This window comes from Streptomyces sp. HUAS MG91 (assembly GCF_040529335.1).
Lineage (GTDB): Bacteria > Actinomycetota > Actinomycetes > Streptomycetales > Streptomycetaceae > Streptomyces > Streptomyces tabacisoli.
In genome coordinates, this window is the sequence record NZ_CP159534.1 from 1,448,461 (window position 1) to 1,467,212 (window position 18,752).

The window sequence follows — 18,752 nt, forward strand, 5'->3', positions numbered from 1 at the left end:
GAACGTTACCGTATCGCGATCAGACAACCACTTCGACGCCCTCGCCAGGGGCGTTTCCTGACGCCCGTTCGGACTCCAGGGCCTGCTGGAGGATGATGACGGCAGCCGCCTGGTCAATGACAGAACGGCCCTTTTTGGACTTTACGCCGCTGGCGCGCAGACCCTGACTGGCCGTCACTGTGGTCATCCTCTCGTCCAGGAGCCTCACCGGAACGGGTGCGATGCCCCGCGCCATCTCCTGGGCGAAGCCACGGACCTTGGCGGCGGCCGGACCCTCGCCCCCCTTGAGGGAGCGGGGCAGTCCGACGACCACCTCGATCGGCTCGTACTCCTCGACGAGCTGCTTCAACCGCCGGTGGGCGGCCGGGACGTCACGCCCCGGCACGGTCTCCACCGGTGTCGCGAGGATGCCGTCGGGGTCGCAGGACGCGACCCCGATCCGGGCGTCCCCGACGTCGATCGCCAGCCGGCGGCCTCTGCGCATCAGTTCGCGGTCTCCCCGACGAGGCGCTCGACGGCGTCGATGGCGTCGCCGATCGCGGCCGGGTTCTGGCCGCCGCCCTGCGCGACGTCCGGCTTGCCGCCGCCACCGCCGCCGAGCGTCTTGGCCGCGGTGCGGACCAGGTCGCCGGCCTTGAGGCCGCGGTCGCGGGCCGCGTCGTTCGTGGCGATGACCGTCAGCGGCTTGCCGTTGACCGTCGTGAACAGCGCGACGACCGCGGGGCGGCCGCCCTGGATGCGGCCGCGGACGTCGAGGACCAGCTTGCGCAGGTCGTCGGCGCTCGTGCCGTCGGGCACCTGCCCGGTGACGAGGGCGACACCGCGGACGTCCTTGGCGGAGTCGACGAGACCGCCGGCGGCCGCCAGGACCTTCTCCGCGCGGAACTTCTCGATCTCCTTCTCGGCGTCCTTCAGCTTGCCGAGCATCGCGGAGATCTTCTCCGGCAGCTCCTCGGAGCGGCCCTTGACCAGCTCCTGGAGCTGGGCGACGACCGTGTGCTCCTTGGCCAGGAAGTTGTACGCGTCGACGCCGACCAGGGCCTCGATGCGGCGCACACCCGAGCCGATGGACGACTCGCCGAGCAGCTTCACCAGGCCCAGCTGGGCGGTGTTGTGCACGTGGGTGCCGCCGCACAGCTCCTTGGAGAAGTCGCCGATGGTGACGACGCGGACCCGCTCGCCGTACTTCTCACCGAACTCGGCGATGGCGCCCTGCTTCTTCGCCTCGTCGATCGACATGACCTCGGCCTGCACGTCCAGCTCGCGGGCCAGGACCTCGTTGATCTTCTGCTCGACGTCCGTCATCACGGCCGTGGGCACGGCGGACGGCGAACCGAAGTCGAAGCGGAAGCGGCCCGGCTGGTTCTCCGAACCGGCCTGGGCGGCCGTCGGGCCGAGCGCGTCGCGCAGCGCCTGGTGCGTCAGGTGGGTGGCGGAGTGGGCGCGGGCGATGGCTCGACGACGGGTCACGTCGATGATCGCCTGGGCCGGAGCGCCGACGGTCACCTCGCCGACCTGGACGACGCCCTTGTGGACGTAGACGCCCGGGACCGGCTTCTGGCAGTCGCGGACCTCGACGATCGCGCCGTTGTCCAGCTTGATGCGGCCGGTGTCGCCGATCTGGCCGCCGCCCTCCGCGTAGAAGGGGGTGCGGTCGAGGACGACCTCGACCTCGTCGCCCTCGGTGGCGGCCGGCGAGGAGACGCCGTTGACCAGCAGGCCGACGACCGTCGACTCGCTGTCCGTCGAGGTGTAGCCGATGAAGTCGGTGGCACCGGCGGCGTCCGCGATCTCGCGGTACGCGCCGACGTTGGCGTGACCGGTCTTCTTCGCCTGGGCGTCGGCCTTGGCGCGCTCCCGCTGCTCCTTCATCAGGCGGCGGAAGCCGTCCTCGTCCACGGAGAGGCCCTGCTCGCCGGCCATCTCCAGGGTGAGGTCGATCGGGAAGCCCCACGTGTCGTGCAGCAGGAACGCCTTGTCGCCGGCGAGGACCGTGCCGCCCGCGGCCTTGGTCTCGGTGACGGCGGTGTCCAGGATGTTCGTGCCGCCCTTGAGGGCCTTGAGGAACGCGGCCTCCTCGGCGAGCGCGACCTGCTCGATGCGCTTGCGGTCGGTGATCAGCTCCGGGTACTGCAGCCCCATCGTGTCGATCACGACGTCGAGCAGCTCCTGGACGACCGGGCCGGTGGCGCCGAGGATGCGCATGTTGCGGATGGCGCGGCGCATGATGCGGCGCAGCACGTAGCCGCGGCCCTCGTTGCCGGGGGTGACGCCGTCGCCGATGAGCATCGTCGACGTCCGCATGTGGTCGGCGACGACGCGCAGCGAGACGTCCGAGTCGTGCTTCGCGCCGTAGGCGACACCGGTCAGCTCGGTGGCCTTGTCGATGACGACGCGCAGGGTGTCCGTCTCGTACATGTTCTGCACGCCCTGCAGAATCATGGCGAGGCGCTCCAGGCCGAGGCCCGTGTCGATGTTCTGCGAGGGCAGGTCGCCGAGGATCTCGAAGTCGTCCTTGCCGGTGCCGGCGCCGCGCTCGTACTGCATGAAGACCAGGTTCCAGATCTCCACGTAGCGCTCGTCGTTGACCGCCGGGCCGCCCTCTTCGCCGAACTCGGGGCCGCGGTCGTAGTTGATCTCGGAGCACGGGCCGCACGGGCCGGGGACGCCCATGGACCAGAAGTTGTCCTTCTTGCCCAGGCGCTGGATGCGCTCCTTCGGCACACCGACGACCTCGTGCCAGATGCGCTCGGCCTCGTCGTCGTCGAGGTAGACGGTGATCCAGAGCTTCTCGGGCTCCAGGCCGTAACCACCCTTGTCCTGGGGGCTGGTGAGCAGCTCCCAGGCGTACTTGATGGCGCCTTCCTTGAAGTAGTCGCCGAAGGAGAAGTTGCCGCACATCTGGAAGAACGTGCCGTGGCGGGTCGTCTTGCCGACCTCTTCGATGTCCGGCGTGCGCACGCACTTCTGCACCGAAGTGGCGCGCGGCGCGGGCGGCTTGACCTCGCCGAGGAAGTACGGCTTGAACGGGACCATGCCCGCGGGGACGAGCAGCAGAGTCGGGTCGTCCGCGATGAGCGACGCCGAGGGCACGACCTTGTGGCCACGCTCCTCGAAGAAGCTCAGCCAGCGGCGACGGATTTCAGCCGACTCCATCAGTGGTCCTCATTCCGGTTGTTGTACGCGTTGCGCGCGTTGTGCTCGATGATTTTGGGTTGCTTGGTGCTGAAGGTGTTCTCGATGACCGCGAAGCGGCGCTGTACGGGCAGTTCGCCCTCGACCGGCTCGTTCAGACCCAGCGCGTCGCCGAGCTGGGCCTCGCGCTCCGCCATGTTGTCGCGGACGTCGAGAGCGAAGTCCTTGAGCCGGTGGCCCGCTTCGACCGCCTTGTTCGCGGCCTGGGCGGCGAGGCTCTCCGGCGTCAGCTGCTTGATCTTGCGGTTGACCTTGGTGGTGGCCCACACGCCGGCGGCTGCGCCCGCGGTGAACCAGAACGTACGGCGGAACATAGCTGTGGTCAGTCCCTCTTGTTCCGGTTGGCCCGCTTGGCGCGGCGCGACTGCGGGATCGCACGGCCCACGATCACGGTACGGCGGGTCGGCTTGGCGGGCGCTTCCTTGCCGCGGCCGCCGATGGCCCGGCGCACGCCGTAACCGAACGCGGCCACCTTGACCAGCGGGCCGCCGAAGGTGGAGGCCACGGTGGAGGACAGCGCCGACGCGTTCGACGTGACTTCCTGGACGTCCGAGGCGATCGCGTCGACCCGGTCGATCTGCGTCTGCGCGGAGCGCACCGCCGCGGAGGCGTCCGCGAGCAGCGGGACGGCCTGATCGGTCACGTCCGCGACGAGCTTGGTGGTCGCCCTGAGCGTCTGGGCCAGCCTCGCGAGCGCCACCGCGAGGAAGGAGACCAGGATCGCCCAGAAGACGGCCACCAGGATCCCGGCCACCTCTCCACCGGACACTTGGCACCGCTCCCTGGTTGTCTGCTGTTGCACCGCTGCTGAACATCGAAAAGTTGTCCCCCGAGCCTATCGCGCCCCGCCCCGCGCTCCGTACCGCATTCCCCTCGGTACCGCCGCACTTCGATCGAACCGATTGTACGGACTGCGTACGGATGAGTACGCTCCGTATCCCATGCCACCCACTCCGCGCCCCGACCCAGCGTCCGCCGGTCCCCCGCGTCCCGGCAACCTTCCCCATGAAGTGAACCGTTTCGTCGGCCGGGCCGCCGAGCGTGCCGCCCTCCAGGAGGCCCTGGCCGCCGCCCGGCTGGTCACGGTCACCGGGCCGGGCGGGGTCGGCAAGTCCCGGTTCGCCGCGCACGCGGCGTCATGGATCCCGCGGGAGCTGCGCGCCGACGGGGTGTGGCGGGCGGAGCTGGCGGCGGTCCGCCGGCCGGAGCTGGTTGAGTACGCGCTCGCCGAGTCGCTGGGCCTCACCGACCACACCGCCCGCTCCTCGCGCCAGGTCCTGCTCGACCATCTCGCCGAGCGCTCCCTGGTCCTGGTCCTGGACGGGTTCGAGCACCTGGTCGACGCCTGCGCCCGTCTCGTACGGGATCTGCTGCGCGCGGCGCCGGATCTGCGGGTGATCGCGGTGGGCCGCCGGCCGCTCGCGCTGGACGGCGAGCGACTGCTGCCGCTGGCCCCGCTGCCGGTCGAGGGAGCGGCGGAGCTGTTCACCGACCGGGCCGCGGCGCTGCTCCCCGGCTTCCGCCTGCACGACGGCAACCGGGCCGACGTCCTGGAGGTGTGCCGCCGCCTGGACTGTCTGCCGCTCGCGGTGGAGCTGGCGGTGGGACGGCTGCGGGCGCTGTCGCCCGCGCAGCTGGCGGAGCGGCTCGACGACCGGTTCCGGCTGCTCACGGGCGGCGGGCGGGACACGCCGCCCCGGCATCAGACCCTGCGGACGGCCATCGGCTGGAGCCACGAGCTGTGCACGGCGCTGGAGCGGCTGCTGTGGGCGCGGCTGTCGGTGTTCGCCGGCTCGTTCGACCTGGAGGCGGCCGAGTACATCTGCAGCGGCGACGGGCTGCACGCGGACGCGCTCCTCGACGTGCTCCAGGAACTCATCGGCCAGTCCGTCGTGACCCGCGAGGAGACGACCGCCGGGGTGCGCTACCGGATGCTGGACACGGTCCGCGCGTACGGCGCCGAGTGGCTGGACAGCGTCGGCGACACCGAGCGGATGCGGCGCAGGCACCGCGACTGGTACATGGGGCTGGCGACCTGGTGCGAGCTGGACTGGTTCTCGCCGCGGCAGAGCGAGGTGGCGGCCCGGATCGACGGGGAGCTGCCGAATCTGCGCGCGGCCCTGGAGTTCTGCCTGAACGAACCGGGCGAGACGCATCTGGCCCAGTACCTGGCGGGCACGCTGTGGTTCTACTGGGCGGGCTGCGGGCATCTCGCGGAGGGCCGGCACTGGCTGGAGCACAGCATCGAGCTGGACGCGGCAAGCGGCGGGCACGGCGAGTCCGCGTACCCGGACTCGCGGCTCAAGGCGCTGTGGGTGCTCGGCTATGTGGCGATCCTCCAGGGCGACACGGTGCCCGCGCTCGCGGCGCTGCAGGAGTGCCGCGAGGAGGCGGAGCGCACGGGCAACACGACGGCGATCGCCTACGCCGTGCACCGCACCGGCTGCCTGGCGCTGGTCACGGACGACGTGCCGCGCGCCGAGCAGCTGCTGCGCGAGTCGCTGACCCGCTACCGCGAGATCGGCGAGCTCAACAGCAATGTGCTGATGGGGCAGGTCGAGCTGGCGATGGCGCTGGCGTTCCGGGGCGAGCTGGCGCAGGCCGTCGCGCTGTGCGAGGACGTGCGGCAGGTGTGCGAGGACCACGGAGAGCGGTGGACCCGGGCGTACGCGCTGTATGTGCTCGCCTACGCGCGGTGGACCGAGGGCGAGCCGGCCGCGGCCCGGCGGCTGTTGAAGGAGTGCCTGACCATCGACCACGAGTTCCGCGATCTGCTCGGCACGGTGCTGGCGATCGAGCTGCTGGCTCTGGTCACGGTGGCGGAGGGGGACGCCGCGGAGGCGGCGGTGCTTCAGGGCGCGGCGGGCCGGATGTGGCCGTCGGTGGGCCTGCGGCTGTTCGGCTCGGGCCACTACAACCTGCCGCACGAACTGTGCGAGGCGCGGGCCCGCGAGGTGCTGGGCGACGCCCGTTTCGATGAACTGACGTGCACCGGAGGGCTGCTGGGCCACGACGAGACGGTGGAGCGGGCGCTCGGCGGGGGTCCGCGGACGGCGGCGGTCACGGTGCCGCGGCCGGCTCGTGCCCCTGCCCCGGAAATGCGGGAACCCGCCGCCTCCCCCACCGCGAACGGCGGGGAGACGACGGGCTGAAACGCAGGTGAGACTACGTCCGCTGGTCGGTCAGCGGGCGTAGTACTCGACGACGAGCTGCTCGTCGCAGATCACGGGGATCTCCTTGCGGTTCGGGTCCCGGTCCAGGCGGAAGGCCAGGGCCTTCAGGTTCACCTGGAGGTAGCGGGGGGTCTCGCCCTCGGGGGCGAAGCCACCCTCACGCGCGACCTGGAACAGCGGCTTCTCGCGGCTGCGCTCGCGGACCATCACGACGTCGTCGGGACGGACGCGGAACGAGGGCTTGTCGACCTTCTGGCCGTTGACCTCGATGTGGCCGTGGACGACCATCTGGCGCGACTGGTAGATCGTGCGGGCGATGCCCGAACGCAGCAGCAGCGCGTCGAGACGGCGCTCCAGCTCGATGACCAGGGCCTCGCCGGTCTTGCCTTCGGCCTTCTTGGCGCGGTCGTAGGCACGGGCCATCTGCTTCTCGCTGATGTCGTACTGCGCGCGCAGACGCTGCTTCTCGAGCAGACGGACCTTGTAGTCCGAGTTCTGCTTGCGGCCGCGGCCGTGCTCGCCCGGCGGGTAGGGGCGGGCCTCGAAGTACTTGACGGCCTTCGGGGTCAGCGCGATGCCGAGGGCACGCGACTTCTTGACCTTGGGGCGGGACTGGTTCGCCATGAACCAAACACCTCATGTTTCTGATGCGAATACGGCTTCACCAGGGTTTGGGGAGGTCGCATCCGCAGCCCGGGAAACCCGTCCATCACGAGGATGGGTGGGCAGCCGCTCCCGGATACTGGGCACATACGTGCAGCACGCGAGTGGCCCACCGACCTGGTCCCGGAGTCCGGGGGGTGGTGGGCTGCCCGCGACACCTTCGAAGGTGCGCGACGCTCCTGGGTCCCCTGTGCCTTGCGGTTCGGGGGATCCGGCTGGATGTCCTGCTCTGGTGACGCCCTGTCTCCCTTTCGGGACACCGGGCACAGGACACAGCACTTCGGGGAAGTCTACCGGATGGCTCAGCGGCAGCTTGCCAGCAGGTCCTGGAGGGCCAGCTTCTCGGGCGCGGTGACGGTCAGCGCGTACTTGGCCTTGATGCCGGTCCAGCGCCGTCCGTACTCGCACCAGAACGCCTTGTTCGCGGGCTTCCACTTGTCAGGCGTCTTGCTGCTCTTCTCGTAGTTCGCCGTCTTGTCCGCCGCCAGCAGCACATCGAGGTCGTTGGCGTAGGTGAGGCGCTTCTTCGGGGTCCAGGCCCAGGCGCCGGCCCGCCAGGCGGCGCCGAGCGCGACGACGTGGTCGGTCTGGATCTGGGAGGCCCGGCGGTAGTAGTAGGGCAGGTTCTTGCCGGTGTACGGGTCGTGCAGCGTGCCGGAGATCACCACGCAGCGGTTGCGGTCGCCCTCGCGCAGGTCGGTGAGGTCGCGGCGCAGGACGTCGTCGCGGGTGTCGCAGCCGTTGTGGCCGCCCGGGGCGTCCACGTCGTCGCTCCAGCCGTCGCCGAACTCGCTCCTCTTGTACGTCTGCCAGTTCTTGCCCCAGGCGACGGTCAGGGTGCTCAGCTGGGCCTTGGCCTGCGCCGCGGTGGGGGGAAATCCTTGGCTGAGGGCTGCTGCCGGTGCCGGTTTCTTCTGCTGCCCGGTGCCGCATGCGGCGGCGCCGAGCAGGACGATGCCGGTGGCGACCGTGGCCCTGATGCGCATGGGCCGAGCCTAGGCCGGGGCATCCCGTACTGCCCGCCGAGCGCGTCCGCCGCGCTTTGAGGTTGTCCGTTCGCCTGCGGCCCGGTGGCCGCTTCTCGCGCAGTTCCCCGCGCCCCTGAGGCATGCGCTCCGCGCAGCCTCCCCCTGAGGCTGCGGCTCCGCCGCGCCTCTGATGAGATGCCGGCCGAGGTACGCCTCTCTGATGAGATGCCGCACGCAGTGCGCATCTCAGGGGCGCGGGGAACTGCGCGACCAGCCACGACGAGAGCCGCGCGTGGCAGCTGGTTTCAGGGGCGCGGGGAACTGCGCAAAAGAGCCCCGATCAGCCCGTGCTGGAGTCGCCGCGCAAGCGCTCTCGGACCCGCTCGACCACGTCGGCATAGCGCGCCTCGGCCCCGTAGCGAGTGGGCTCGTAATAGCGGCGCCCCGCGATGGCGTCCGGCGCGTACTGCTGGGCCGCGATCCCGCCGGGCACGTCATGCGGATACACGTACCCCTGGGCGTGCCCCAGCTTGGCGGCGCCCTTGTAATGGCCGTCACGAAGATGGGCCGGGACCTGGCCGGCGAGGCCCTTGCGGACGTCCTCCATGGCGGCGCCGATCGCGGTGGTCGCCGCGTTCGACTTGGGAGCCAGGGCGAGGGCGATCGTGGCGTGGCTCAGGGTCAGCGCGGCTTCCGGGAAGCCGATCATGGCGACGGCCTGCGCGGCGGCGACCGCGAGGGGCAGCGCCGTCGGGTCGGCGAGGCCGATGTCCTCGCTGGCGGAGATCATCAGCCGCCTGGCGATGAAGCGCGGATCCTCGCCGGCCTCGATCATGCGGGCCAGATAGTGCAGCGCGGCGTCCACGTCGGAGCCGCGGATGGACTTGATGAGGGCGCTGGCGACGTCGTAGTGCTGGTCGCCGTCACGGTCGTACTTCACCGCCGCGCGATTGACGGTCTCCTCGACGCTCTCGAGGGTGATGGCCTCCTCGCTCTTGGCGAGGGCGGCTCCGGCGGCGGCCTCCAGGGCGGTGAGCGCGCGCCGGGCGTCCCCGCCCGCGACGCGCAGCAGGTGCTCCTCGGCGTCCTCGGCCAGGGTCACGGCCCCGCCGAGACCGCGCTCGTCCGTCAGCGCCCGCGCGAGCAGCCCGCGCAGGTCGTCGTCGGTCAGCGGCTCCAGCGTCAGCAGCAGGGAGCGGGAGAGCAGCGGTGAGATCACCGAGAAGTACGGGTTCTCCGTGGTCGCCGCGATCAGCGTCACCCAGCGGTTCTCCACCGCGGGCAGCAGCGAGTCCTGCTGGGCCTTGCTGAAGCGGTGGATCTCGTCGAGGAAGAGGACGGTCTCCTTGCCGTGCCCGCCCATGGCGCGCCGGGCGCCCTCGATGACGGCCCGGACCTCCTTGACGCCTGCGGTGATCGCGGACAGCTCCACAAACCGCTTGTTCGTCGCCTTGGAGACGACGTAGGCGAGGGTCGTCTTGCCGATGCCGGGCGGGCCCCACAGGATCACCGACGAGGCACCGGCCGGACCGCCGCCGCCCTCGCCGACCAGGCGGCGCAGCGGCGAGCCCGGCTTGAGCAGGTGCTGCTGTCCGACGACTTCGTCGAGGGTGCGCGGGCGCATCCGGACGGCCAGGGGGCTCGCGGAGGGGTCCTTCTCCTGGCGTTCTTCGGCTGCGGCGGTGAAGAGGTCGGGTTCCACGGACAAAACCCTAAGTCACCCCACTGACAACCCCGCCGGGAGGCGTCAGGCCCAGAGCTTGTCGCCCCAGCGCGTGAAGATCAGAACGGCGATGATGCCGATGTGCACGACGGGCAGCGCCCAGGTGAAGTCCTCGAAGAACGTCTTCAGCCAGCGCGGGGCCGGCAGGAGGTCGTTGCGGACGTTGGACGACGTGACGTACCAGAACATGAGGATCGTGGCGACCCAGGCCAGGCAGCACCACAGGCACAGCGCGTTGATCCGGTACAGGGACTGGAACTGCAGCCAGGTCACGAAGCCGACGCCGAACAGGCAGCCCGCGTTGAACGTCAGCCAGTACCAGCGCGGGAAGCTCGCCCGCGCGAGCAGGCTCATGCCGACGCAGATCACGACGGCGTAGGCGGCGAGACCCAGCATCGGGTTCGGGAAGCCGAAGGCCGACGCCTGGTCGCTCTTCATGATGCTGCCGCAGGAGATGACCGGGTTGATGGAGCAGCCCGGGGTGAAGCTCGGGTCCTCCAGCAGCTTGAACTTGTCCAGCGTGATGATCCACGCGGCGAGCAGTCCGGCCGCGCCGGTGATCACCAGGAGCAGTCCGAACCCACGACTGCCGCCGACCGTGCGTGGGGCGCCCGCGGTGTCGATGTCGCGGGAGACGCTGTCGCTGTCGCTTGCTGTGGTCGTCTTGCTCATCACGCCGATCCGTATGTGAGAGGTGAGGCCTGCGGGCACGCTCATTCTGCCGTACGGGCGCGGCTGTCCACCGTTCGATGGACATAAGGATGTCCTCCCGTAGGGCCCGGAGTCCCCGGTTCGGGTGGACGCTCGTTCGCATGACCCCACAGACAGCGGAACTCGCGGTGGACGTACGGCAGCTGCGCAAGCGGTACGGCGGCGTGACCGCCGTCGACGGCATCGATCTGACGATCCGTACGGGCGAGGTCTTCGGCCTGCTCGGACCGAACGGCGCGGGCAAGTCCACGACGGTGGAGATCCTCCAGGGCAACCGGTCCCGGGACGGCGGTGAGGTGACCGTGCTCGGCGCGGACCCGGGCAGCGCGGGCCGCGCGTGGCGGTCGCGGGTCGGCATCGTGTGGCAGGACGAGTCGGCGCCGGCGGAGCTGACGGTGCGCGAGACCGTACGGCACTTCGCCCACTACTACCCGAAGCCGCGCGACCCGGACCGGGTCATCGAGCTGGTGGGGCTGGAGAAGAAGGCGAACGCCCGGATCAAGGCGCTCTCCGGCGGGCAGCGGCGCCGTCTCGACGTGGCGCTCGGGGTCATCGGCGATCCGGAGCTGCTGCTCCTGGACGAGCCGACGACCGGCTTCGACCCGGCGGCCCGCCACCGGTTCTGGGAGCTGATCCGGATGCTCGCCGCCGAGGGCACCACGATCCTGCTGACCACGCACTACCTCCAGGAGGCGGAGGCGCTCGCGCAGCGGCTCGCGGTGATCGCGTCCGGCCGGGTCGTCGCGGAGGGCACCCCGGCCGAGCTGCGCGACCGCCACGGCAGCCACGCCACCGTCGAGTGGACCGAGCCCGACGGCACACCGCGCAGCGAGCGCACGGACACTCCCACCCGCACGGTCGCCGAACTCGCGCGGCGCTTCGACGGCGAGATCCCCGGCCTGCGGGTCGGCCGCCCGACGCTGGAGGACGTGTACCTCCGCCTCACCGGACAGGACCAGGAGTCGGCCCGATGACCGAGACGACGAACACGACGGCCGCACCCCTGTCCGGCACCGAGGAGCGGACCACCGAACGCCTGCCCGGCGCCTGGCGGTTGGGGCTGCGGCGCGGCGCACTGGAGATCAAGCAGTTCTTCCGGCTGCGGGAGCAGGTGGTGTTCACCTTCGCCTTCCCGGTCGTCTTCCTGTTCCTGTTCGCGTCGATCTTCAGCGACGACGTGCGGGGCGCGGGCGTCACCGCCTCGCAGCTGTACGTCCCCGCGATGATGGCGGCGGGCATCATGTCGACGAGTTTCCAGTCGCTGGGCATCTCGATCGCCATCGAGCGCGACGAGAAGGTGCTGCGCCGGCTGCGCGGTACGCCGATGCCCGCGGCCGCGTACTTTCTGGGGAAGGTCTGGCTCGTCCTCGTCACGGGCCTGCTGGAGACGGCGGTCCTGCTGGCCGTCGGCACGACGTTCTACGACGTGTCGCTGCCGTCGAGCCCGGGCAAGTGGCTGACGTTCGGGTGGCTGTTCCTGCTGGGGATCACGGCGTGCGCGCTGCTCGGCATCGCGATCGGTTCCGTACCGGGCTCCGGCCGCAGCGCGACCTCCGTCGTCGTTCTCCCGTTCCTGGTCCTGCAGTTCATCTCCGGGGGCTACATCTCGATCGACACCATCCCGGACTGGATGCTGAACATCGGGGCGGTGTTCCCGCTGAAGTGGCTGTGCCAGGGGCTGCGCGGGGTGTTCCTGCCGGACTCGGCGCACGTCCTGGAGCAGGCGGGCAGCTGGGAGTTCGGGAAGGCGGCTCTGGTGCTCGGTGCCTGGTGCGTCGGAGGATTGGTGCTGTGCCTGCTGACATTCCGCTGGAAGAGCCGACGCGCCGGGTGAACGCCCGTACCGATCCGCGGGGAGAGCACGTCTGGGACCGCACCTTCCGGCTCTGGGACATCTACTTCGCGGTGGTCTGGCTGGCCACGCTGGTGTTCGTGCTGGGCACGGCCCAGCCGGCGTGGCCCGTCCGGCTGGGCGCGGGATGTCTGCTGGTCCTGCTGATCCCCTGGTACGTGGCCTGCGGGCGGCGCGTGCTGATGGACGAGGGAAGGGACGAGCGCCGGGCGGCAACGTACATCGCGGGGGCCGTCGCCGTGTACCTGATGCCGGGTGTCCTGGTCGGCGAGACACGGCTGATGGCGTTCGCCCTCGTCCCGCAGTGCTTCATGGCGCTGCGCCACCGCAGGGCGATGATCGCGGTCACCGTCGTCAACCTGGCGCCGGTGGTGGGCTGGGCCCTGCTGTGGGAGATCAGGGGCCGGGACCTCTTCTTCAACTCGGTGTTCGCCGTGGTGACGCTCGTCTTCTCGGCGGCCTTCGGCGGATGGACGATCAGGATCATGGAGCAGAGCCGGGAGCGGGCCGATCTGATCGCGGAGCTGGACGCGAGCCGGGAGGAGGTCGCCCAGCTCTCCGCCGACCGCGGGGCCCTCGCCGAGCGCGAGCGGATGTCCCGGGAGATCCACGACACCCTCGCCCAGGGCTTCACCAGCGTCCTGATGCTCGTCCAGGCCGTCGAGGCGGAGCTGGCGACGGACGTCCCGCAGGCCCGCCGCCACCTGGCGCTGATGGCGGACACCGCGCGGCAGAATCTCGCGGAGGCCCGGGCGCTCGTGGCGGGCGGCGCCCCCGCAGACCTGGACGGCGCCTCACTGCCCGACGCGCTGCACCGGCTCGCGGCCCGGCACGGCGCGGAGGTCCGGGTCAGCGGCGCGGCACGGCCGTTGGCGCCCGGCCTGGAGGTGGTGGTGCTCCGCGGTTGCCAGGAGGCCCTGTCCAACGTACGGAAACACGCGGCCCCCGACACCGCCGTCCAGGTCCGGCTCGCCTACACGGCGGCGGACCTGACCCTCGTCGTACGGGACGCGGGGCCCGGCTTCACGCCCAGCGCGGCCGGCGCCGGCTTCGGTCTGCGCGGGCTGCGGGCGCGCGCCGCCGAGGTCGGGGGCACCGCCGCCGTCGACAGCGCGCCCGGCGCGGGCACCACCGTGACCGTCCGGCTTCCGGTACCCGAGAGGAACCTCCCGTGATCCGCATCCTGCTCGCCGACGACCACCCCGTGGTGCGCGAGGGCCTGCGCGCCATGCTCGACGCCGAGCCGGACCTGGCGGTCGTCGCGGAGGCGTCGAACGGTCCGCGCGCGGAGGCGCTCGCCGCCGAACTCGCCCCGGACATCGTCCTGATGGACCTGCGGATGCCCGGCGGCGACGGAGTCGAGTCGATCGTGCGGATGACGGCCGCCGGGCTGTCGTGCCGGACGATCGTCCTGACCACGTACGAGACGGACCGGGACATCCTGCGGGCCGTCGAGGCGGGCGCCGCGGGCTATCTGCTCAAGGACATGGCCCGGGCCGAGCTCGCCGGAGCGGTGCGGGCCGCCGCGCGGGGCGAGACCGTGCTGGCGCCCTCCGTCGCGGCGCGGCTCGTGGACCAGTTGCGGACGAATCCTGAGCGTCCGCGGCTGTCCGAGCGGGAGACGGCGGTGCTTCGGCTGGTCGCCGACGGGTGTACGAACGCCGAGATCGGGCGGCGTCTGCATGTCGCCGAGTCGACGGTGAAGACGCATCTGCTGCGGGCGTTCGGGAAATTGGGGGTGGACGACCGGACGGCGGCCGTCACCAGCGCGATGCGGTTCGGGTTGCTGGAGTAGGGGTTCGTCGTCGGGTGCGGCTCCGGTGGGGCTTCTCGCGCAGTTCCCCGCGCCCCTGAAAGGCCTGCGGCCTTCAGGGGAGGCTGCGCGCAGCGCATGCCTCAGGGGCGCGGGGAACTGCGCGACCAGCCCCCACCGGCCCGCAGACGAACGTCAGGCCAGCTTGGCCCGGAGCACCTCGACGACCTGGTCCACCGCGACCGCGGACTGCTCGCCGGACTCCATGTCCTTGAGCTGCACCACACCTTCGGCAAGGTCCCGCTCACCGGCGACGAGCGTGAACCGCGCCCCGCTGCGGTTGGCGTTCTTCATGGCGCCCTTGAGCCCCTTGCCGCCGAACGAGAAGTCCGCCGAGATCCCGGCCCGGCGCAGCTCGGTCACCTTGGAGAACAGCACGCGCCGCGCCTCGTCGCCGAGCGGCACCGCGAACACGCTGGTCGTGGACGGGAGTCGGAGCTCCACGCCTTCCGCCTCCAGGGCGAGGACCGTGCGGTCGACGCCGAGCGCCCAGCCGACGGACGGCAGCGACGGGCCGCCGATCATCTCGGAGAGACCGTCGTAGCGGCCGCCGCCGCCCACCGCGGACTGCGAGCCGAGCCCGTCGTGGACGAACTCGAAGGTCGTACGCGTGTAGTAGTCGAGCCCGCGGACCAGCTTCTCGTCGTCCTCGAAGGCGACGCCCTCGGCGGTCAGCAGCTCGCGCACCTGCTCGTGGTACGCCTTGCACGCGTCGCACAGGTAGTCGCGCAGCGAGGGCGCGCCGACGAGCTGCTTCTGGACGTCGGGCCGCTTGTCGTCGAGGACGCGCAGCGGGTTGATCTCCGCGCGGCGCAGCGTCTCCTCGTCGAGGTCGAGGCCGCGCAGGAAGGTCTGCAGCGCCTCCCGGTACACCGGGCGGCACTCCTTGTCGCCCAGCGAGTTGAGCAGGATCCGGAAGTCGCGCAGGCCGAGCGAGCGGTACGCCTGGTCGGCCAGGACGATCAGCTCGGCGTCGAGTGCCGGGTCCTCGGCGCCGATCGCCTCGGCGCCGACCTGCGAGAAGTGCCTGTAGCGGCCCTTCTGGGGGCGCTCGTAGCGGTAGTACGAGCCCGAGTACCAGAGCTTGACGGGGAGGTTGCCGGCCTTGTGGAGGTTGGCCTCCAGGGCGGCGCGCAGCACGGAGGCCGTGCCCTCGGGGCGCAGGGCGAGCCGGTCGCCGCCCTTGGTCTCGAAGGCGTACATCTCCTTGGTCACGATGTCGGTGGACTCGCCGACACCGCGCGCGAACAGCTCGACGTTCTCGAAGCCGGGGGTCTCGATGTAGCCGTAGCCGGAGTTGCGCAGCGGCGTGGAGATCGCGTCACGTACCGCGAGGTACTTCGCGGAGTCCGGCGGAAGCAGGTCGTACGTGCCCTTGGGGGCCTGGAAAGTACTCACGGGAAGTCTTCGTCACATTCCTCGTCGGGGAGCCTCGGTGGAGGGTCCCTGGCCGGCGGCCACCTGCCGCAGGTACGGGTTGGTGGCGCGCTCCTGGCCGATGGTCGTCTGGGAGCCGTGTCCGGAGAGCACCACGGTCGAGTCGTCGAGCGGCAGGCACACGCGGGCCAGCGATTCGAGCATGTCGTCCATGGAGCCACCGGGAAGGTCGGTGCGTCCGATGGAGCCGGCGAACAGCAGATCGCCCGAGAAGAACACCGACGGCACGTCGGTCGTCTCCGGCATCTGGAAAGTCACCGACCCCTTGGTATGGCCGGGCGCGTGCGCGACGCCGAACTCGAGTCCGGCGAGCTCCAGCCGGGCGCCGTCGGCGAGCGTCCGCACGTCGTCGGGCTCCCCCACCGTGAGCTCGCCCATGAGCGGCATGCCGATGGTGCGGCCGATGCCCTTCTCCGGGTCGCTCATCATGTAGCGGTCCTCGGGGTGGATCCACGCCGGGACGTCGTGCGCCCCGCACACCGGGACGACCGAGGCGACATGGTCGATGTGCCCGTGCGTGAGGACGACGGCGACCGGCTTGAGCCGGTGCTTCCTGAGCGCTTCCTCGACTCCCTCGGCGGCCTGGTGGCCCGGGTCGATGATCACGCACTCCTCACCCGCGGCGGGGGCAACCAGGTAACAGTTGGTGCCCCAGGCCCCGGCGGGGAACCCGGCAATCAGCACGATCGTCCTTCATCTGTCGTCGGAATGCGGCAATGCGGCAGATCAGAGACTACCGGCGCTGCCGATTCCACAGCGAACCCATATACGGTACGGGGCACAATCAAGGGCCCAGTCATGGTCATACACACGTACGAGGAGAAGATCCGGTGGTCAGCAAGGATCAGCGGCAGCGTCAGCTCGCCCGGGAGAAGTTCCTGCGCCAGCAGCAGCGGCGCGAGGCCGCGCGACACAAGGCGCGCACCCGCAACACCGTGATCGCCTCCGTGCTCGCGGTGGCCGTCCTGGGCACCGGTGGCGCGTACGCCGCCGGAGCCTTCAGCGGTGACGACAAGAAGGACACCGCGGGCTCCGAGGCGAGCCCCAGCCCGAGCGCCTCCTCCACGGAGAAGCCCGAGCCGAAGATGGCCGTCGACAAGAAGGCCGCGTACACGATGGCGATGAAGACGAGCCAGGGCGACATCAAGATCGCCATGGAGGCGGCCAAGACGCCGCACACCGTCAACTCGTTCAAGTACCTCGCCGACAAGAAGTTCTTCGACGGCACGAAGTGCCACCGGCTCACCACGTCCGGCATCTTCGTGCTCCAGTGCGGCGACCCGGAGGGCACCGGCGCGGGCGGCCCCGGCTACACGATCGCGGACGAGAACCTGAGCGGGCTCGGCAAGGCGGGCAAGGACGGCTCCGTCACCTACCCCGCGGGCACGGTCGCGATGGCGAACACGGGCCAGCCGCACACCGGCGGCAGCCAGTTCTTCCTCGTCTACAAGGACAGCAAGCTGCCGCCGTCGTACACGCCGTTCGGCAAGATGGACGCGGCCGGTCTCAAGGCCGTGCAGGCCGTCGCGAAGGGCGGGGTCGCCGCCGGCGGACAGAGCCAGACCGATGGTGCACCGAAGAAGACCGTCAAGGTCACGACTGTGACAGTGGAGAAGGGCTGACCTGTTCGTTGCCAAATTTCGGTCGCGCGGGATGCGGACAGCATCCCCGCCGGTCGCCTATGTTGGCCGTGACGAAACTGTGGACGATGCCCGGGGGCCCACGAGCCGCCCGCAGGCATCATGTGGAGGAGGCGCTGTGAGCAGCGACCCGTGGGGCCGCGTCGACGAGACGGGGACCGTGTACGTGCGTTCGGCCGACGGCACTGAGCGTGAGGTCGGTTCCTGGCAGGCCGGTTCTCCCGACGAGGCCCTTGCCTACTTCAAGCGCAAGTACGACGGCCTGGTCGTCGAGATCGGGCTCCTCGAGCGCCGGGTGCAGACAACGGACCTGTCCGCCAAGGACGCCATGACGGCGATCGAGCACCTGCGGGGCCAGGTCACCGACGCGCACGCCATCGGCGACCTGGACGCGCTCGGCAAGCGGCTCGACAAGCTGGTCGAGTCCGTCGAGTCGCGCCGTGAGGAGCGCAAGGCGCAGAAGGCCAAGCAGTCCGACGAGGCGCGGCACGCCAAGGAGGCGCTGGTCGTCGAGGCGGAGGAGCTGGCCCAGTCCGAGCAGTGGCGGGCGGCCGGTGAGCGGCTGCGCGCGCTGGTGGACACCTGGAAGGGGCTGCCGCGACTCGACCGCAAGTCGGACGACGAGCTGTGGCACCGCTTCTCGCACGCGCGCTCGGCGTTCTCCAAGCGCCGCAAGGCCCACTTCGCTTCGCTGGACGCGCAGCGCGAGGAGGCCCGCAAGGCGAAGGAGAAGCTGGTCGCCGAGGCGGAGGCGCTGTCGAACTCGCAGGACTGGGGCGCGACCGCGGCCCGGTACCGCGAGCTGATGACGGACTGGAAGGCCGCGGGGCGCGCGCAGCGCGAGCACGAGGACGATCTGTGGAACCGCTTCCGCGGCGCCCAGGACGTCTTCTTCGCGGCCCGCAGCTCGGTCTTCGCCGAGCGTGACGCCGAGCAGGGCGAGAACCTCAAGCTCAAGGAGGAGCTGGCCGCCGAGGCCGAGAAGCTGCTCCCGATCGAGGACCTGAAGGCGGCCCGTGCCGCGTTTCGCTCGATCAACGAGCGCTGGGAGGCCATCGGCCATGTTCCGCGCGACGCCCGGCCGAAGGTCGAGGGCCGGATGCACGCCGTGGAGCGTGCCCTCCAGGAGTCGGAGGAGGCCGAGTGGCGGCGTACGAACCCGGAGGCGCGGGCGCGTGCCGCCGGTCTGACGGGGCAGCTCCAGGCCGCCGTCGACAAGCTCCGGGGCCAGATCGAGCAGGCCCGCGCCCAGGGCAACAACGCCAAGGCCGACAAGCTCCAGAAGGAGCTCGACGGGCGTCAGGCGCTGCTGGACTCGGCGCTGAAGGGGCTCCAGGAGTTCGGCGGCTGACGCTCCCCTGACAGCAGGTCGTAGAACGGCCCCGGGTTGATCCCGGGGCCGTTTCTCGTGCGGTGCCCGCCTCGGGCGCCCCGCCGCCTCTGGGGCACCCCGCCGCCTTGGGCAATCTGCCGCCTGGGGCGGCAGGGTGGGCAAGGCGGCACCCCGGCGCGGGGTGAGCGCTCCAAGGGACGGCCAGTACAGCGCCCTTCGCGAGTGCGGCCCCGGTGAGGGCTGG

The 18,752-nt window shown here is 70.9% G+C and carries 17 protein-coding genes; 7 read left to right on the forward strand and 10 right to left on the reverse strand.

The annotated features are described in order from the left end of the window. Positions 1–19: 19 nt before the first annotated feature. From ruvX to ABII15_RS06700, 4 genes are read right to left on the reverse strand one after another with little or no spacing between them, the layout of a single operon-like run. Positions 20–484 carry a Holliday junction resolvase RuvX gene (gene ruvX, locus ABII15_RS06685; protein ID WP_353941344.1) on the reverse strand — a complete coding sequence of 155 codons (465 nt, stop codon included), beginning with the start codon at positions 482–484 and terminating at the stop codon, positions 20–22. Beyond that, positions 484–3,156 carry an alanine--tRNA ligase gene (gene alaS, locus ABII15_RS06690; protein WP_353941345.1) on the reverse strand — a complete coding sequence of 891 codons (2,673 nt, stop codon included), beginning with the start codon at positions 3,154–3,156 and terminating at the stop codon, positions 484–486. Before alaS ends, ruvX begins: the two co-directional genes overlap by 1 nt. Next, a complete protein-coding gene (locus tag ABII15_RS06695) occupies positions 3,156–3,509 on the reverse strand; it encodes a DUF6167 family protein (RefSeq protein WP_353941346.1) in 354 nt (117 codons plus the stop codon). The genes alaS and ABII15_RS06695 overlap by 1 nt, the downstream gene beginning before the upstream one ends. A gap of 8 nt (positions 3,510–3,517) precedes the next feature. Next, positions 3,518–3,964 carry a DUF948 domain-containing protein gene (locus ABII15_RS06700; RefSeq protein WP_353941347.1) on the reverse strand — a complete coding sequence of 149 codons (447 nt, stop codon included), beginning with the start codon at positions 3,962–3,964 and terminating at the stop codon, positions 3,518–3,520. A 172-nt stretch (positions 3,965–4,136) separates the two neighbouring features. On the opposite strand from ABII15_RS06700, the gene ABII15_RS06705 reads away from it, so the two are divergent. Next, positions 4,137–6,347, forward strand: a complete 2,211-nt coding sequence (locus ABII15_RS06705; protein WP_353941348.1) for an AAA family ATPase — start codon at positions 4,137–4,139, stop codon at positions 6,345–6,347. Positions 6,348–6,377: 30 nt separating this feature from the next. Here the strand turns inward: ABII15_RS06705 and rpsD are convergent, their stop codons facing one another. From rpsD to ABII15_RS06725, 4 genes are all read right to left on the reverse strand, one after another. Then, positions 6,378–6,992 (reverse strand): 30S ribosomal protein S4, encoded by a 615-nt coding sequence (gene rpsD / locus ABII15_RS06710; protein ID WP_018534860.1) that lies wholly within the window; start codon positions 6,990–6,992, stop codon positions 6,378–6,380. A gap of 341 nt (positions 6,993–7,333) precedes the next feature. Further along, positions 7,334–8,017: an HNH endonuclease family protein gene (locus tag ABII15_RS06715; RefSeq protein ID WP_353941349.1), complete on the reverse strand. Its 684-nt coding sequence runs from the start codon at positions 8,015–8,017 to the stop codon at positions 7,334–7,336. A 322-nt stretch (positions 8,018–8,339) separates the two neighbouring features. Then, on the reverse strand, positions 8,340–9,701 hold the full coding sequence (locus ABII15_RS06720) for a replication-associated recombination protein A (RefSeq protein ID WP_353941350.1): 1,362 nt from the start codon (positions 9,699–9,701) through the stop codon (positions 8,340–8,342). Positions 9,702–9,746: 45 nt separating this feature from the next. Continuing rightward, the gene (locus ABII15_RS06725) at positions 9,747–10,394 is read right to left on the reverse strand and encodes a vitamin K epoxide reductase family protein (protein ID WP_353941351.1); all 648 of its coding nucleotides are present in this window, start codon (positions 10,392–10,394) and stop codon (positions 9,747–9,749) included. A gap of 140 nt (positions 10,395–10,534) precedes the next feature. On the opposite strand from ABII15_RS06725, the gene ABII15_RS06730 reads away from it, so the two are divergent. The 4 genes from ABII15_RS06730 to ABII15_RS06745 are packed head-to-tail and all read left to right on the forward strand — an operon-like array spanning position 10,535 to position 14,080. Continuing rightward, entirely contained in the window at positions 10,535–11,407 is an 873-nt protein-coding gene (locus ABII15_RS06730; RefSeq protein ID WP_353941352.1) for an ABC transporter ATP-binding protein, read from the forward strand. Continuing rightward, positions 11,404–12,267 (forward strand): ABC transporter permease, encoded by an 864-nt coding sequence (locus ABII15_RS06735; RefSeq protein ID WP_353941353.1) that lies wholly within the window; start codon positions 11,404–11,406, stop codon positions 12,265–12,267. The genes ABII15_RS06730 and ABII15_RS06735 overlap by 4 nt, the downstream gene beginning before the upstream one ends. After that, the gene (locus ABII15_RS06740; protein WP_353946978.1) at positions 12,243–13,460 is read left to right on the forward strand and encodes a sensor histidine kinase; all 1,218 of its coding nucleotides are present in this window, start codon (positions 12,243–12,245) and stop codon (positions 13,458–13,460) included. Before ABII15_RS06735 ends, ABII15_RS06740 begins: the two co-directional genes overlap by 25 nt. Next, positions 13,457–14,080: a response regulator transcription factor gene (locus ABII15_RS06745; protein WP_353941354.1), complete on the forward strand. Its 624-nt coding sequence runs from the start codon at positions 13,457–13,459 to the stop codon at positions 14,078–14,080. The genes ABII15_RS06740 and ABII15_RS06745 overlap by 4 nt, the downstream gene beginning before the upstream one ends. Before the next feature lie 153 nt (positions 14,081–14,233). On the opposite strand, the gene hisS is transcribed toward ABII15_RS06745, so the two are convergent. After that, positions 14,234–15,496: a histidine--tRNA ligase gene (hisS, locus tag ABII15_RS06750; RefSeq protein WP_353941355.1), complete on the reverse strand. Its 1,263-nt coding sequence runs from the start codon at positions 15,494–15,496 to the stop codon at positions 14,234–14,236. Positions 15,497–15,508: 12 nt separating this feature from the next. Next, positions 15,509–16,219 (reverse strand): MBL fold metallo-hydrolase, encoded by a 711-nt coding sequence (locus tag ABII15_RS06755; protein ID WP_353941356.1) that lies wholly within the window; start codon positions 16,217–16,219, stop codon positions 15,509–15,511. A gap of 146 nt (positions 16,220–16,365) precedes the next feature. On the opposite strand from ABII15_RS06755, the gene ABII15_RS06760 reads away from it, so the two are divergent. Both ABII15_RS06760 and ABII15_RS06765 read left to right on the forward strand, forming a co-directional pair. Then, a complete protein-coding gene (locus ABII15_RS06760) occupies positions 16,366–17,157 on the forward strand; it encodes a peptidylprolyl isomerase (protein WP_353941357.1) in 792 nt (263 codons plus the stop codon). A gap of 136 nt (positions 17,158–17,293) precedes the next feature. Next, positions 17,294–18,526, forward strand: coding sequence for a DUF349 domain-containing protein (locus ABII15_RS06765; RefSeq protein WP_353941358.1), 1,233 nt, complete (start codon positions 17,294–17,296; stop codon positions 18,524–18,526). Positions 18,527–18,752: the final 226 nt, after the last annotated feature.

Excerpts from the sequence above, each read along its gene's own strand:
- ruvX (WP_353941344.1), bottom strand. The coding sequence starts at position 484 with ATGCGCAGAGGCCGCCGGCTGGCGATCGACGTCGGGGACGCCCGGATC.
- alaS (WP_353941345.1), bottom strand. The coding sequence starts at position 3,156 with ATGGAGTCGGCTGAAATCCGTCGCCGCTGGCTGAGCTTCTTCGAGGAG.
- ABII15_RS06695 (WP_353941346.1), bottom strand. The coding sequence starts at position 3,509 with ATGTTCCGCCGTACGTTCTGGTTCACCGCGGGCGCAGCCGCCGGCGTG.
- ABII15_RS06705 (WP_353941348.1), top strand. The coding sequence starts at position 4,137 with ATGCCACCCACTCCGCGCCCCGACCCAGCGTCCGCCGGTCCCCCGCGT.
- rpsD (WP_018534860.1), bottom strand. The coding sequence starts at position 6,992 with ATGGCGAACCAGTCCCGCCCCAAGGTCAAGAAGTCGCGTGCCCTCGGC.
- ABII15_RS06715 (WP_353941349.1), bottom strand. The coding sequence starts at position 8,017 with ATGCGCATCAGGGCCACGGTCGCCACCGGCATCGTCCTGCTCGGCGCC.
- ABII15_RS06725 (WP_353941351.1), bottom strand. The coding sequence starts at position 10,394 with ATGAGCAAGACGACCACAGCAAGCGACAGCGACAGCGTCTCCCGCGAC.
- ABII15_RS06730 (WP_353941352.1), top strand. The coding sequence starts at position 10,535 with ATGACCCCACAGACAGCGGAACTCGCGGTGGACGTACGGCAGCTGCGC.
- ABII15_RS06735 (WP_353941353.1), top strand. The coding sequence starts at position 11,404 with ATGACCGAGACGACGAACACGACGGCCGCACCCCTGTCCGGCACCGAG.